Annotated in this window: 12 protein-coding genes; 5 read left to right on the forward strand and 7 right to left on the reverse strand. The window is 72.3% G+C overall.

Going from position 1 to position 14,003, the window contains the following annotated elements; translation table 11 throughout:
- Positions 1 to 30 precede the first annotated feature (30 nt).
- Together CLT72_RS30435 and rny are read left to right on the forward strand one after the other, a co-directional pair.
- Positions 31 to 771 (forward strand): 3-keto-5-aminohexanoate cleavage protein, encoded by a 741-nt coding sequence (locus tag CLT72_RS30435; RefSeq protein ID WP_101414680.1) that lies wholly within the window; start codon positions 31 to 33, stop codon positions 769 to 771.
- Between the two features lie 689 nt (positions 772 to 1,460).
- Positions 1,461 to 3,227 carry a ribonuclease Y gene (rny, locus tag CLT72_RS30440; RefSeq protein WP_101414681.1) on the forward strand — a complete coding sequence of 589 codons (1,767 nt, stop codon included), beginning with the start codon at positions 1,461 to 1,463 and terminating at the stop codon, positions 3,225 to 3,227.
- A gap of 61 nt (positions 3,228 to 3,288) precedes the next feature.
- On the opposite strand, the gene CLT72_RS30445 is transcribed toward rny, so the two are convergent.
- Genes CLT72_RS30445 through CLT72_RS30460 form a run of 4 tightly spaced genes read right to left on the reverse strand, consistent with a single transcriptional unit; the run spans position 3,289 to position 6,692 of the window.
- Positions 3,289 to 4,254, reverse strand: coding sequence for an amino acid ABC transporter permease (locus CLT72_RS30445; protein ID WP_101414682.1), 966 nt, complete (start codon positions 4,252 to 4,254; stop codon positions 3,289 to 3,291).
- Positions 4,251 to 4,958, reverse strand: a complete 708-nt coding sequence (locus tag CLT72_RS30450) for an amino acid ABC transporter permease (RefSeq protein WP_101414683.1) — start codon at positions 4,956 to 4,958, stop codon at positions 4,251 to 4,253. The genes CLT72_RS30445 and CLT72_RS30450 overlap by 4 nt, the downstream gene beginning before the upstream one ends.
- Positions 4,959 to 4,999: 41 nt before the next feature.
- Positions 5,000 to 5,878, reverse strand: a complete 879-nt coding sequence (locus CLT72_RS30455) for a glutamate ABC transporter substrate-binding protein (RefSeq protein WP_101414684.1) — start codon at positions 5,876 to 5,878, stop codon at positions 5,000 to 5,002.
- 58 nt (positions 5,879 to 5,936) lie between these two features.
- Entirely contained in the window at positions 5,937 to 6,692 is a 756-nt protein-coding gene (locus tag CLT72_RS30460; RefSeq protein WP_101414685.1) for an amino acid ABC transporter ATP-binding protein, read from the reverse strand.
- Positions 6,693 to 6,882: 190 nt separating this feature from the next.
- On the opposite strand from CLT72_RS30460, the gene selD reads away from it, so the two are divergent.
- Together selD and CLT72_RS30470 are read left to right on the forward strand one after the other, a co-directional pair.
- Positions 6,883 to 7,872, forward strand: a complete 990-nt coding sequence (gene selD / locus CLT72_RS30465) for a selenide, water dikinase SelD (protein ID WP_101414686.1) — start codon at positions 6,883 to 6,885, stop codon at positions 7,870 to 7,872.
- 284 nt (positions 7,873 to 8,156) lie between these two features.
- The gene (locus tag CLT72_RS30470) at positions 8,157 to 8,636 is read left to right on the forward strand and encodes a hypothetical protein (RefSeq protein ID WP_089001426.1); all 480 of its coding nucleotides are present in this window, start codon (positions 8,157 to 8,159) and stop codon (positions 8,634 to 8,636) included.
- A gap of 85 nt (positions 8,637 to 8,721) precedes the next feature.
- On the opposite strand, the gene CLT72_RS30475 is transcribed toward CLT72_RS30470, so the two are convergent.
- On the reverse strand, positions 8,722 to 8,952 hold the full coding sequence (locus tag CLT72_RS30475) for a DUF2277 family protein (RefSeq protein ID WP_089001425.1): 231 nt from the start codon (positions 8,950 to 8,952) through the stop codon (positions 8,722 to 8,724).
- Between the two features lie 52 nt (positions 8,953 to 9,004).
- Here CLT72_RS30475 and miaB point away from each other — a divergent pair, with 52 nt between their 5' ends.
- Positions 9,005 to 10,519 carry a tRNA (N6-isopentenyl adenosine(37)-C2)-methylthiotransferase MiaB gene (miaB, locus tag CLT72_RS30480; RefSeq protein ID WP_101414687.1) on the forward strand — a complete coding sequence of 505 codons (1,515 nt, stop codon included), beginning with the start codon at positions 9,005 to 9,007 and terminating at the stop codon, positions 10,517 to 10,519.
- Positions 10,520 to 10,598: 79 nt separating this feature from the next.
- Here the strand turns inward: miaB and CLT72_RS30485 are convergent, their stop codons facing one another.
- Positions 10,599 to 12,200: a cellulase family glycosylhydrolase gene (locus CLT72_RS30485; protein ID WP_101414688.1), complete on the reverse strand. Its 1,602-nt coding sequence runs from the start codon at positions 12,198 to 12,200 to the stop codon at positions 10,599 to 10,601.
- A gap of 459 nt (positions 12,201 to 12,659) precedes the next feature.
- A complete protein-coding gene (locus CLT72_RS30490; protein WP_101414689.1) occupies positions 12,660 to 13,868 on the reverse strand; it encodes a DUF349 domain-containing protein in 1,209 nt (402 codons plus the stop codon).
- Positions 13,869 to 14,003: the final 135 nt, after the last annotated feature.

The raw sequence follows: 14,003 nt of genomic DNA on the forward strand, positions 1-14,003 counted from the left end.
GAGCCCGGCGACGGCGGAGGGGAGGCTTCGATGCTGAAGGCGTGTCTCAACGGGGCCCGCACCCGTGCCGAGCACCCGGCGGTGCCGGTCACCCCGGCGGAGCTGGCGGCCGACGCGGCCCGTTGCGCGGGGCTCGGCGCCGACGCGGTCCACGTGCATCCCCGGGACGCCGACGGCCGGGAGTCCCTGCACCCGTCGGTGATCGCCGCCGCGCTGGAGGCGATCCGGGCCGCCCGGCCGGGGCTGCCCGTCGGGGTGAGCACCGGGGCCTGGATCGAGCCGGAGCCGGCCGCCCGGGTGGCCGCCGTCCGGGCCTGGACGGCGCTGCCCGACTTCGCCTCGGTCAACGCGCACGAGCCGGGCGCGCAGGCGGTGGCGCAGGCGCTGCGCGAGCGGGGCGTCATGGTCGAGGCGGGGCTCTGGACGCTCGACGCCGTCGCCGCGTACGCGCGGTGGCGGGTGCCGGCCGGGCGGATCCTGATCGAGTGCATGGCCGAGGAGCCGGCCGTGGCGCTGGCGGACGCCGCCGCGATGCTGGCGGCGCTGCCTACCGCGCCCGGTGGCCCGCAGGTCCTGCTGCACGCCGAGGGGCCGGCGACCTGGTCGGTGCTGACCGAGGCGGTACGCCGGGGCCTGCACAGCCGCGTCGGGCTCGAGGACACGCTGTCGCTGCCCGACGGCTCGACCACCCCCGACAACGCCGCCCTGGTGACGGCGGCCCTGACGGCCGGTGCCCGTTGGCCCTCCGCCGGCTCGCCGTCGCCGTCGTGAGGTGACAGGCGGGGGCCGGTGGGTGCGGCGGCGCGGATACGTGCGTCACAGCCCGTCACAGGGGCCTCAGCCTGGGCGGACGCAGCCGCGCCCGGCTGAGCTGGGCGGATGTGCCGCGAGAGCTGATCGGCTGCCGTTTTGTCCGCCCGTGTCCGGGCGCGCGTCAGCGGTGCGTGACGCGGCAACTTCTCTCCGTTCGGGGGGTTTGATCATGAGTTCTTGACCGGAGCACCCCGGGAGACCTAGCCTCGCCATACAGGCTCACATTGCCCGACCAAGCGCAGGCTAAGCGCACAACATAGATCGCGTAACGGAACAGCATCACTTTGACCGATCCGATCGGTCATCGGCGACAGCTCGGACTGGCCGGTCCGACGCTGCCGCGACAACTGCACCCGGCCGTCGGCGATGCTCCAGGTGGGCACCGCCAACGGAAGCTACCCCACGGCCAGTCGCTCCGGTCGGGCGTCCACAGCCGCAGGGTGCGTGCCCATCGGCACGGTCGCTGCGGTCCCGACGTTCAGGGGAGGCGGCCATGGCCAGGCGGCATAGTTGCACGGGGGTGCCGACATGAGCCGGCCGGTCGCCGGGCGGGAGCCCGTGCTCGTCGGGGCACCCCGCGCGCCTCGGACCCCAGGGCCGCTTCGCGGCCCTTCCGCTTCGGCCGCGTCGCGGGACGGGGCGCCGGCATGAGCGGGTTCGACGTCGTGATCCTGGCCGTGGTGCTGGTCCTGACCGTGGTCGTGCTCGGGGCGGTGCTGCTCGGCGTACGGGCGCTGCGCCGCTTCGGTGCGGCGCCGGCACCGGAGGATCCCGCCTTCATCGCCGAGAAGGACCGGCAGGAGCAGTCCCTCGCGGCCCTGCGTACCGCCGCCGACGAGGCCAACAGCACGATCGACGTGGCGAAGTCCGCCGCCGCGGCGGCACACGCCGAGGCCGCCGCAGCGAAGGCCGAGGCCAAGGCGGCCCGGGCGGAGGCGCGCCGGGTGCTCGACGACGCCCGGGCGGAGGCCGACACCGTCCTGGAACGGGCCCACAAGCAGGCCGAGGCCGACGCGGAGCAACTGCGGGCCACCGCCCGTCGCAGCGGCGAGCGGGAGGTCGCGGTGCTCGCCGCCACCACCCGGGAGCAGGCCGCCGAGGTGGAGCGGCGGGCCGCCCGGATGGACGAGCGCGAGCGGCTGCACACCGAGGAGGTGGAGCGCCTCGCCGAGCGCGAACGGCAGCTCACCGCCGCCAGCGCGGCCCTGTCGGCCCGGGAGGCCGCGCTCGCCCAGCGCGAGGCCGAGCTCGCCGAGGCGGAGGAGCAGCGGCGCCGCGAGCTGGAGCGGATCGCCGGCCTGACGGCCGACGCGGCCCGGGCCGAGCTGATCGAAGCGATCGAGGTGCAGGCCAAGCGGGAGGCCGCGCTGCTGGTCCGGGACATCGAGTCCGACGCGCGCGGCACCGCCGAGCAGCGCGCCCGGCACATCGTCGTCGACGCCATCCAGCGGGTCGCCAGCGAGCAGACCGCCGAGAGCGTGGTCAGCGTCCTGCACCTGCCCGGCGACGAGATGAAGGGGCGGATCATCGGCCGGGAGGGCCGCAACATCCGCGCCTTCGAGTCGGTCACCGGCGTGAACCTGATCATCGACGACACCCCCGAGGCGGTGCTGCTCTCCTGCTTCGACCCGGTGCGCCGGGAGGTGGGGCGGCTGACCCTGGAGAAGCTGGTCCTGGACGGGCGGATCCACCCGCACCGCATCGAGGAGGTCTACGACCAGGCCCGCCACGAGGTGGACCAGCTGTGCCAGCGGGCCGCCGAGGACGCCCTGGTCGAGGTCGGGATCACCGAGATCCACCCGGAGCTCGTCACCCTGCTGGGGCGGTTGCGCTACCGGACGTCGTACGGGCAGAACGTGCTCAAGCACCTGGTGGAGACCGCGCACATCGCCGGCATCATGGCCGCCGAGCTGCGGCTCGACGTGCCGGTCATCAAGCGTTCGGCGTTCCTGCACGACATCGGCAAGGCGCTCACGCACGAGGTGGAGGGCAGCCACGCCATCATCGGCGCCGACCTGGCCCGCAAGTACGGCGAGATCGAGGACGTCGTCCACGCCATCGAGGCGCACCACAACGAGGTGCCGCCGCAGACCATCGAGGCCGTCCTCACCCAGGCGTCCGACGCCTGCTCGGGCGGCCGGCCGGGGGCCCGGCGGGAGAGCCTGGAGGCGTACGTCAAGCGGCTGGAGCGCATCGAGGAGATCGCGGCCGGCAAGCTCGGCGTGGAGAAGGTCTTCGCCATGCAGGCCGGCCGCGAGATCCGGGTGATGGTCAAGCCGGACGACGTCGACGACATCGGCGCCGCCGTGCTGGCCCGGGACGTGGCCAAGCAGATCGAGGAGGAGCTGACCTACCCGGGTCAGATCCGGGTGACCGTGGTCCGCGAGTCCCGGGTCACCGAGATCGCCCGCTGACGGCGACGACACGAAGGGCCGGCCCGAACATCGGGCCGGCCCTTCGTCGTCAGGGGGTGGATCAGGCGCCGCCGGTGCCCTCCGCCTGCGCGCTGAGCGCGGCCGGGGGCGGGTCCTGGGCCGGGGTGCCGGCGGTCTTGCGGCCCTGGGAGAGCCGGCGCTGCACGTACTGGGCCAGCTTCGACAGCGCGTAGTTCACCACGATGAACATGACCGCGATCACCACGTAGACCTGGATCGGGTTGTCCAGTACGCCGATGATCTGCTTGCCGATGTTCAGGGTCTCCTCGTAGCTGATGATGAAGCCGAGCGAGGTGTCCTTGAGCACGACGACGAGCTGGCTGATCAGCGCCGGCAGCATGATCCGGAACGCCTGCGGCAGCAGGATCATCCGGGTGGTCTGCAACGGGGAGAGGCCGATCGCGGCCGCCGCCTCGGCCTGCCCGCCGGGCAGGCCCTCCATGCCGGAGCGGAGGATCTCGGCGATCACCACGGAGTTGTAGATGGTCAGGCCGATGACCAGGTACCACAGCGTGTCGAACGAGACGCCGAACTCGGGGAAGCCGCGGGCCACGAAGAAGATCGTGATGACCACGGGCAGGCCCCGGAACACCTCGACGCAGACCCGGGTGACCGCCGACAGCAGCGTGCTCAGCCCACGCAGCAGGTACGCCAGCGGCGTGGCGAGCCCGGTGAACCGGCGCCGGGTCAGGCTCTTGAGCTGGATCCGCAGCACCGCGAGCAGGGTGCCGACCACCAGCGAGGAGACGATCGCCAGCGCGGCGGCGGTCAGGGTGTTCTTGAAGCCGGTGCCGATCCGGTCCCACACCAGCGAGAAGTTCTCGTCGGAGGGGTCGATCAGCGGCCCCCACAGCTCCATCGAGAACTGGCCCTTGTCGTCCAGCGGGCGGTAGATCAGGAAGTACGCGGCGGCGAGCAGCAGCACCGTCGCCACCACGCTGCCGATCAGCGTGAGCCGGCGCTGCCGGGGACCGGGGACGTCGTAGAGGACGCTCTGCTGGCTCATCGGGCCACCGCCTGCCGCTTCTCGATCCGGTCGAGGAGCGCGCCGAGGGGGACGGTCATGATCAGATATCCGATCGAGATGCCGATGGCGACGGGGACGAAGGCGTAGCCCTCGGCCGAGGTCAGCTGGTCGGCGGTCTGCGAGAGGTCGCCGACGACACCGAAGAAGCCGACCAGCGCCGAATTCTTGATCATTGCGATGATCACCGACCCGAGCGGCACGATCGAGGCCTTCCAGGACTGCGGCAGCACCACGTACCGCAGGTTCTGCCCGAAGGTCAGGCCCAGCGACCGGGCGGCCTCCGCCTGCCCGGCGGGTACGGCGTTCACGCCGGAGCGCAGCGCCTCGCAGACGAACGCGGCGGTGTAGAGCACCAGCGCGATCAGCGCGAAGCGGAAGTACGGCAGATCCGTGCCGAGCCGGCTGAACAACGAGTCGAGCACCGGGATGCGCAGGAAATCGGCGTTGGAGCCGAGCGCCGGCAGGCCGAACGCGGCGAAGAACATCACCACGGTCAGCGGCATGTTGCGGAAGACGTTGACGTAGCCGGTGCCGACCGCCCGCAGCGGCGGCACCGGGGAGATCCGCAGCACCGCCAGGACGGCGCCCAGGATCAGGGCGCCGACCGCGGCGAGTACGCAGATCTGGAGGGTGAGCCAGAAACCACCCGCGAAGACGTCGAACTTGTCGATGAGCACACTCACGGGCCGGTCTTCCTCCCCACCCTCCAGATCAACGGATCAGATCAGTAGCGGTTGACGGTCGGCGCGGAACCCAGCTCGGCACCGAACTTGCCGGCGGTGTCGTCCCAGGCCTTCTTCCAGCTGCCGTCGGCGAACGCCTTCTCCAGCGTGTCGTTGACGAAGTTGCGGAAGTCGGTGTCCTCCTTCTTCACCCCGAGGCCGTACGGCTCCTTGGTGAAGTTCTCGCCGGCCAGCTTGAACGACGCCTCGTCCTTGGCGATGTAGCCGAGCAGGATCACGTTGTCCGTGGTGACGGCGTCGACCTGCCCGCCCTTGAGGGCGTCGCGGCACTTGTCGTAGGTGTCGAAGAGCACCAGCTGGGTGGCGACGTCCTTGACGTACTTCTTGATCTCCTCGGCCGGCGTGGAGCCGGTGACCGAGCAGACCTTCTTGGTGCCGTCCTTGAACGAGTCCGGCCCGGTGATGGAGGTGTCGTCCTTCTTCACCATGATGTTCTGGCCGGCCTCGTAGTAGGGCCCGGCGAACGCGATGCGCTCCTTGCGCTTGTCGTTGATCGTGTAGGTGGCGGCGACCAGGTCGACGGTGCCGTTCACGATCACGTCCTCGCGGACCTTCGAGGGAGCCTCGATCCACTCGATCTTGTCCTCGGGGATGCCGAGCTCCTTGACGATGATCTTCGCGACCTCGACGTCGAAGCCCTCCGGCTTGCCGGAGAGGCCCTTCTGGCCGAAGCCGGGCTGGTCGAACTTCGTGCCGATCTTGATGGCCTGGGCCTTGTTGAGGCGCTCCATCGTGCTGCCGGCGGCGAAGGACTTGCTGCCGGCGCCGGTGCCCTCGTCGGCGTCGTCGCCACCGCAGGCGGTCATGCCGAGTGCCAGGGTGGCGGCCGCGGCGAGCGCCGCTACGCGCGTGATACGCATACATTTCTCCTTCTTCGACGGAACCCGCCGGGGGACGGCGCGCTCCGGGTACGGACGCCTAGTGCGTGAGGATCTTGGAGAGGAAGTCCCGGGCCCGCTCGCTGCGCGGGTTGGCGAAGAACTCGGCCGGCGGCGCGTCCTCGACCAACTGGCCGTCGGCCATGAAGATGACGCGGTTCGCCGCGTGCCGGGCGAAGCCCATCTCGTGGGTCACCACGACCATGGTCATGCCCTCGCTGGCCAGCGAGGTCATCACGTCCAGCACCTCGCCGACCATCTCCGGGTCCAGCGCGCTGGTCGGCTCGTCGAAGAGCATCGCCTTGGGTTGCATGGCCAGCGCCCGGGCGATCGCGACCCGCTGCTGCTGACCGCCGGAGAGCTGGGCCGGGAACTTGTCGGCCTGGTTGGCGATGCCCACCCGGTCGAGCAGGGCCAGGCCGCGCTCGCGAGCCGCCGCCGGCTTCTCCTTGCGGACCTTGACCGGCCCGAGGGTGACGTTCTCGAGGATCGTCTTGTGCGCGAAGAGGTTGAACGACTGGAACACCATGCCGACCTCGCTGCGCAGCTTCGCCAGCGCCTTGCCCTCGGCCGGCAGCGGCTGCCCGTCGAAGGTGATCGTGCCGGAGCTGATCGGTTCGAGGCGGTTGATGGCGCGGCAGAGCGTCGACTTGCCGGAGCCCGACGGGCCGATCACGACGACCACCTCGCCGCGCCCGACCGACAGTGAGACGTCGTCCAGCACGTGCAGCGGCCCGAACCACTTGTTGACCGAGTCCAGCACGATGAGCGGTTCGCCCGTCGTCACGTCGTTCACCGTCCCTGTCGTCGCGCGGGGTCGGGTGACCCCCGGTTGGGCAACTGTAGGCGGGGGGATGTGGCAGTACGCAACCCGGTTGGTCACGGAGCGATAACACCAGTTCGGATGGGGGTCAAGAGTCCGATTCTGACCGCGCCGGACGCCGCTCTCCCTGGCGGGGCCGGGGCGGTGCGGAGATCATGTGGGGATGACGGAACCGGTACGGCTGACCCGGTACGCCCGGGGTGGCGGCTGCGCGTGCAAGATCCCCCCGGGGGAGCTGGAGGTCATGGTCGCCGGCCTCGGCCCGGCCACCGGCACCGCCGAGCTGCTCGTCGGGCTCGACCACGGCGACGACGCCGCGGTGGTCCGGCTCGACGAGCGCACCGGCCTGGTCACCACCGCCGACTTCTTCACCCCGGTCGTCGACGACGCGTACGACTGGGGGCGCATCGCCGCGACCAACGCCCTCTCCGACGTGTACGCCATGGGCGGCACCCCCCTCGTCGCGCTGAACCTGCTCTGCTGGCCGCGCGACGTGCTGCCGCTGGAGCTGGCCCGGGAGGTGCTGCGCGGCGGGCAGGACGTGGCCCGCGACGCCGGTTGCCACCTCGCCGGCGGGCACAGCGTCGACGACGAGGGCCCCAAGTACGGCCTGGCCGTCACCGGGGTGGTCCGGCCGGAGGAGCTGATCACCCTGGACGCGGGCCGGGCGGGCCTGCCGCTGTCGCTGACCAAGCCGCTCGGCGTCGGGGTGCTCAACACCCGGCACAAGGCCACCGGTGAGAGCTTCCCCGAGGCGGTCGCGGCGATGACGACGCTCAACCGGGACGCGGCGCGCGCGGCGGTGGCGGCCGGCGTGCGCTGCGGCACCGACGTGACGGGCTTCGGTCTGCTCGGGCACGCGTCCAAGCTGGCCCGGGCGAGCCGGCTGACGGTGGCGATCGACGCGGCCCGGGTGCCCTACCTGCCCGGCGCCCGGGAGGCGGTGCGCGACGGGCACGTCAGCGGCGGCAGCCGGCGCAACCTGGAGTGGGTCACGCCGTGGACCGACTTCGGCCGGGTGGCCGAGGAGGACCGGCTGCTGCTGGCCGACGCGCAGACCTCGGGTGGCCTGCTGGTCGCCGGCGAGCTGCCGGGCGCCACCGTGGTCGGCGAGCTGCTGCCGCCGTGGGAGCACCGGGTGATCGTGCGCTGAGGGGCGGCCCTGGCGCTGTGGGGGGTCGCCGGCCGGGCGGCTGTCGAGGACGGGCGCGGCCCGCCCGCGGCGGTCTTTTCCGGCCGGCGTGTGGCGGGCGGAGCGGGCCACCGTACCCGATAAACTGTCACCTTCCCGCTACTCCGAGCAATGGCGCTCGAGGAAATTTTGCCCGGAATGGTCACAGACCGGTAACTTGCCCCCGGCTGAGGTCATATGCCCCCCACCATCGTCAGTAAGGCCCGATCCGGAGGCCGGTGGGACGAGCACAGCGAGGAGGCGGCATGACCGAGCTGTGGAACTGGAGAATCGAGCAGGTGCGGCCGGTGGAGGTCTACCCGGCACTGGCCGAGGCGCTCGGCCGGGTGGTGATGCCCCTGGCGGCGGCGGACCCCGCCCGCCTGCCGACGTACGCGGTGATCTGTGACGTCTGGCAGGCGCCGGGCGAGTTCGCCACGATCGTGGACTGCTACGGGGTGCCCGAACGGCTCTCCGAGCACGGCAGCGTGGCCGCGCTGGCGCGGCTGCTGGACCGCAACTGCCTGCTGCGCGACGACACCCTCGACGCCGGGCGGCACCTGCTCGTCGCGCCCGACGGCACGATCCGGCCGGTGCACTTCGACGTCCGGGAGACCGACGACGGCGAACTGCTCACCAACCAGCGCCTGTGCACCGAGGCGGATCCCCGCTGTCGCGGCTGGTCGCAGTGCCACCGCTCGCGCTGGGCGCCGGACTCGGTGCTCCCGGCGCTCGCCGCCGCCTGACCCCGCCCGCCGGCCCGCCGGCCCCGCCGGGCGTCCGCGCCCCGGGGTTTCCGGCGGGCGAGCCGGCCCTCGTCGGCTCGGCGGGTCAGCTCGCCGGGCCGGCGGAGCGGCCGCCGCGTACCTCCAACTGGGCGAGCAGGGTCGCGGTGGCCGACGCGACGGCGGCGACCGCCGCGTCGAAGGCGGCGGCGTTGTGGGCCGCGGGCTTGCGGAAACCCGAGATCTTGCGGACGTACTGCAACGCCGCGGCGTCCACGTCGGCCGGGGTCACCTCCTCGGTGTACGGCTCACGCAGGGTCTTGATGCTCCGGCACACGGCTCCTCCTCGTTCGGGTTGGTCGGCGGGCGGCGGATACGCTGTCGGGGTCATGACTACCGCAGCGGCGAGCAGCCCGCGCACCTATCAGGTGCGCACCTATGGCTGCCAGATGAACGTGCACGACTCCGAGCGCATTTCCGGCCTGCTGGAGGGCGCCGGCTACGTGCGCGCCACCGAGGCCGACGACAACCCGGACGTGGTGGTCTTCAACACCTGCGCCGTCCGGGAGAACGCCGACAACCGCCTCTACGGCAACCTCGGTCACCTGCGCCCCGTCAAGGCCCGGCACCCGGAGATGCAGATCGCCGTGGGCGGCTGTCTCGCCCAGAAGGACCGGGGCGAGATCGTCCGCAAGGCGCCCTGGGTCGACGTGGTGTTCGGCACGCACAACATCGGGTCGCTGCCGGTGCTGCTGGAGCGGGCCCGGCACAACGCGGCAGCCGAGGTGGAGATCCTCGAGTCCCTCGACGTCTTCCCCTCGACGCTGCCCACCCGGCGCGAGTCCACGTACGCGGGCTGGGTGTCGATCTCCGTCGGCTGCAACAACACCTGCACGTTCTGCATCGTGCCCTCCCTGCGGGGCAAGGAGAAGGACCGCCGCCCCGGCGACATCCTCTCCGAGGTCCGCGCGCTCGTCGACGAGGGCGTGCTGGAGGTGACCCTGCTCGGGCAGAACGTCAACTCCTACGGCGTCGAGTTCGGCGACCGGCTGGCCTTCGGCAAGCTGCTGCGCGCCTGCGGCGACGTCGAGGGGCTGGAGCGGGTGCGGTTCACCAGCCCGCACCCGAAGGACTTCACCGACGACGTGATCGCCGCGATGGCCGAGACGCCCAACGTCTGCCACTCGCTGCACATGCCGTTGCAGTCCGGCTCCGACGACGTGCTGCGGGCCATGCGCCGCTCCTACCGGGCCGACCGCTACCTGGGCATCATCGAAAAGGTCCGGGCGGCGATGCCGGACGCGGCGATCACCACCGACATCATCGTCGGCTTCCCCGGCGAGACCGAGGCCGACTTCGCGCGCACCCTCGACGTGGTCCGCGAGGCCCGCTTCTCGTCGGCGTTCACCTTCCAGTACTCCAAGCGCCCCGGCACGCCGGCCGCCACCATGGACGGCCAGCTGCCCAAGCAGGTCGTGCAGGAGCGCTACGAGCGGCTGATCGCCTGCGTCGAGGAGATCACCTGGGCGGAGAACAAGAAGCTGGTGGGGGAGACCGTCGAGGTGCTGGTCGCCGTCGGCGAGGGGCGCAAGGACGAGCGCACGGGCCGGATGTCCGGCCGCGCCCGCGACGGCCGCCTGGTCCACTTCGCGACCGGCGCGAACGGCCAGCGTGGCGACGCCGGGCTGATCCGTCCCGGCGACGTCGTGCACACCACCATCACCTACGCCGCCCCGCACCACCTGAACGCCGACGGCGAGCCGTTGTCGCACCGGCGCACCCGGGCCGGCGACGCGGCCGAGGCGGGACGCGCCCCGCGTACGCCGGGGGTGCTGCTCGGGCTGCCCACGATCGGCGCGCCGGCCGCGGCGCCCGCGCCGACGACCGGCTGCGCCGCGCACTGACCCGCGACCGGCCGGGACCCGCACGCGCGGGCCCCGGCCGGAGCGTCAGCGGCCGCCGTGCGGGCGACCGGAGGTGGAATCAGCAGGCGGCGCCGTTGAGCCTGACCGTGCCGGGCGCGGCGGACGAGCCGTCGGCGGTGAAGCCGACGGTCACCGAGGCGCCCGGTGCCAGCGCCCCCGCCCAGGTCGGGGCCGCCGCCGTCACCGTGGTGCCGGACTGGGTCACCGTGGCGTTCCAGCCGCTGGCCAGGCTCACCCCGGCCGGCCAACTCCAGGTGACCTGCCACGGGTTGACCGTCGCGGTGCCGGTGTTCGTCACCGTCAGCTCGCCCTGGAAGCCGCCCTGCCACGCGTTGACCTGCCGGTACGCGGCCGTGCAGCCCCCGGTCGGCGACGGCGTCGAGGTCGGCGTCGCCGTCGGGGTCGGCGTCGGGCCGCCCCCGCCGCCGACCGGCGGGATCAGGTACGGCTGGAGGATCGCCTGCTTGGTGGTGTTGATGCTGGTCCAGTCGTCGAGCGCGATGCCGCCGGTGTCACCCGAGTTCGGGTTCCACGACCAGTACGTGAACGACATCCCGTCGAGCCCGGTGCCGGTGTAGGCCATCAGCTTCTCCAGCCACACCTTGTCCCGGGGGTCGGCCAGGGTGCTGCCGAACTCGCCCATCATGATCGGCGCGATGTTCTGCTTGTGCAGGTAACCCCAGTACTTGTCCCAGATGCCCGGCAGGTTGTCGGGGAAGTCGGGGGACTTGAACCAGTTCTGCTCGAAGACCGAGGTGGCGTACTCGTGCGGCGAGTAGACCAGCCGGTTCGGCACGTCGAGCCGCACCGGGAAGTCCTTGGCCTTCGTCAGGTTGCCGCCCCACCAGCCGCAGTCCTCGTCGTTGCTCGGGTCGTTGTCCCAGACGTTGGAGAGGCCGCCGCTGGGGCAGCTCACCCCCTCCACGAAGATCAGCCAGTTCGGCTGCACCGACAGGATCGCGTTGCCGGCCCGCTCGGCGGCCAGCCGCCAGTCCCGGGCCGGATCGCCGCAGCCCCAGCACGCGCCGGTGGCCGCTGGGTTCGTCCCCTCTGCGTGCGGCTCGTTGTGCAGGTCCGCCCCGATCACGGTGGTGTTGCCCGCGTACCGCTGGGCGAGCATCTTCCAGTCGTTGATCCAGGTCGCCTCGGAGACCGTCGGGGTGTACCACAGCGGGGACTGGCCGGCCGACGTCGGCCGGTGCCGGTCCAGGATGACCCGCATCCCCTTGCCGCCGGCGTACCCGATGACCTTGTCGAGGATCTGCAGCGGGGAGAGCCCGACCAGGTCCGGGTTGACGAAGTCGTTGATGCCGCTGGCCGTGGCGCCGGGCTTCAGCGCGTCGTTCGAGTACGGCACGCGCAGCGTGTTGTAGCCGAGGCTGGCCATCTTGTCGATCTGGCCCCGCCACGGGTTGGTGGACCAAAGCCCGTGGAAGGTCTTGTTGTCGGTCTCCATACCGAACCAGTTGATGCCGGTGATGCGTACCGTCGCGCCGGTGCTGTCGACGATCCTGTTGCCGTTGGTGTGCAGGTAGCCGGTGCCGGTGCCGGCGGGGGCGGCGACGGCCGGGGCGGTGCTGACGGCGGCGGCGACGAGGACGCCGGCCGCGGCGGTGGCGAGCGCGGTGATCGCGCCGCCGAGGGCGCTGCGTCGGTGCATGCGAGCTCCACTTCGAACTGCCCGCCGCCGCCTGGGCGGCGCGGGCGGGAACCGGGCGACGTCCGTCGGGCTGCCCTCAGCGGTACGCGGACAGGGCGCGACGGGACGTGCCACGTGGGATGCGGCCGCTCGCGGGACCACCGGCGTCCCCCGACGACGTGACGTGCGCCGTCGGCGCCCTCGCGCCGGTGCCGGACCTGGCTCCGCGCTCATTCTGATCAGCCCGCCTCGATGCGTCAACCGCCCCGTCCTCGGGCGGACGGGCGAAAGGACCCGCCGCCAACGTCGCCGTCGGGCACACCGGCGCCTCCGGCCGGGCCACCCACGTCACCGTGGCCGGGCCTCCCGCCCGGCAGCGGGCCGGACAGTCGGAAGCCCCCGGTCCGTGATGGACCGGGGGCTTCCGTGGCAACTCGGTGCGCGACGCTCGCCGGGCGAGCCAAGCCTGGGGCGTACGGCTCAGCCGGCCTGCTCGGCGAGCTGGAGGAACTGCCGCTTCGAGGCCAGCGCCTGCTCGGCCTCCTTGACCCGCCGGGCGTCCCCGGCCGCCTGGGCCCGGGCCAACCGCTCCTCGGCCTCGGCGACCTGCGCCCGCATCTGGGCGAGCAGGGGGTTGTCCTCCTTGGTGGTGCGCCGCCACGCGGAGTCCATCACCTCGCGGACCTTCTCGTCGACCGCGCGCAGCCGGCGCTCCAGCCCGGCCGCCGCCTCGCGGGGCACCCGACCGGCCTCGTGCCACTGGGCCTGGATCTCGCGCAGCTTGGCCTGCGCGCCCTTCGGGTCGCCGTCGACGTCCAGCGCCTCGGCCTCGGCGAGCAGCGCCTGCTTGCGCTCCAGGTTGCCGCGCTGCTCGTTGTCGCGGGCGGAGAAGACCTCGCTGCGCCGGGTGAAGAACTCGTCCTGCGCGCCCCGGAACCGTTCCCAGAGCTTCTGCTCCGCCTCCTTGGAGGCCCGCGGAGCGGCCTTCCACTGGTTCATCAGCTCCTTGAGCTGGTTGGCGGTGGCCGCCCAGTCGGTGGAGTCCTTGAGCTTCTCGGCCTCGGCGACCAGCTCCTCCTTGACCGTCTGCGCCTGCTTGCGCTGCGCGTCGAGGGAGGCGAAGTGGGCGCCCCGGCGGCGGGTGAAGCCGTCCCGCGCGGCGGCGAAGCGCTTCCACAGCTCGCCGTCGGTCTTCTTGTCGACGCCGCGGATGGTCTTCCACTCGTCGAGGATCTCCTTGAGCCGGTCCCCGGCGGTCTTCCAGCCGGTCGACTCGGCGGCGAGCTTCTCCGCCTCCTCCACGAGGGCCTGCTTGCGCGCGAGCGCCTCGCCACGGGCGGCCTCCCGGGCGGCCTTGGCCTCGCCGGCCTTCTCCTCGGCGACCGTGGCGAGCCGGTCCAGCCGGGCCGCCAGCGCGTCGATGTCGCCGACGACGTGCGCCTCGGCCAGCGACGCGCGGATGCGCCGGATGGTGGTCAGTGAATGGCCGGCGTCCGCGGCACCCGAGTTGAGCCGGGCCTCCGTCAGGTTGACCTCGGTCACCAGGTCGTCGAAGCGGCGGGCGAAGTGGGCCAGCCCCTCCTCGGGCGCTCCCGCCTGCCAGGATCCGACCACCCGCTCGCCGTCGGCGGTCTTGACGTACACGGTGCCGTCCGCGTCCACCCGTCCGAAGGCAGTCCAGTCGCTCATGTGCCCATCCTCGTTCTCCCGGCGTCGGGGAGCAGTCCCGCGATCGCCGCCACGGCGCAGCAAAGTTTCCCCCGGCATTGTCACAGGTGCGACCCCGTTCCCGTCGAGCGCCTATCGCCGACCGTGACCATACGG

It is taken from the genome of Micromonospora sp. CNZ309, assembly GCF_002846525.1.

Bases quoted from the DNA above. Each gene is read 5' to 3' on its own strand.
- CLT72_RS30435 (WP_101414680.1), top strand. From the start codon at position 31: ATGCTGAAGGCGTGTCTCAACGGGGCCCGCACCCGTGCCGAGCACCCG.
- CLT72_RS30485 (WP_101414688.1), bottom strand. From the start codon at position 12,200: ATGCACCGACGCAGCGCCCTCGGCGGCGCGATCACCGCGCTCGCCACC.
- selD (WP_101414686.1), top strand. From the start codon at position 6,883: ATGACGGAACCGGTACGGCTGACCCGGTACGCCCGGGGTGGCGGCTGC.
- CLT72_RS30445 (WP_101414682.1), bottom strand. From the start codon at position 4,254: ATGAGCCAGCAGAGCGTCCTCTACGACGTCCCCGGTCCCCGGCAGCGC.
- rny (WP_101414681.1), top strand. From the start codon at position 1,461: ATGAGCGGGTTCGACGTCGTGATCCTGGCCGTGGTGCTGGTCCTGACC.
- CLT72_RS30455 (WP_101414684.1), bottom strand. From the start codon at position 5,878: ATGCGTATCACGCGCGTAGCGGCGCTCGCCGCGGCCGCCACCCTGGCA.
- miaB (WP_101414687.1), top strand. From the start codon at position 9,005: ATGACTACCGCAGCGGCGAGCAGCCCGCGCACCTATCAGGTGCGCACC.
- CLT72_RS30470 (WP_089001426.1), top strand. From the start codon at position 8,157: ATGACCGAGCTGTGGAACTGGAGAATCGAGCAGGTGCGGCCGGTGGAG.
- CLT72_RS30490 (WP_101414689.1), bottom strand. From the start codon at position 13,868: ATGAGCGACTGGACTGCCTTCGGACGGGTGGACGCGGACGGCACCGTG.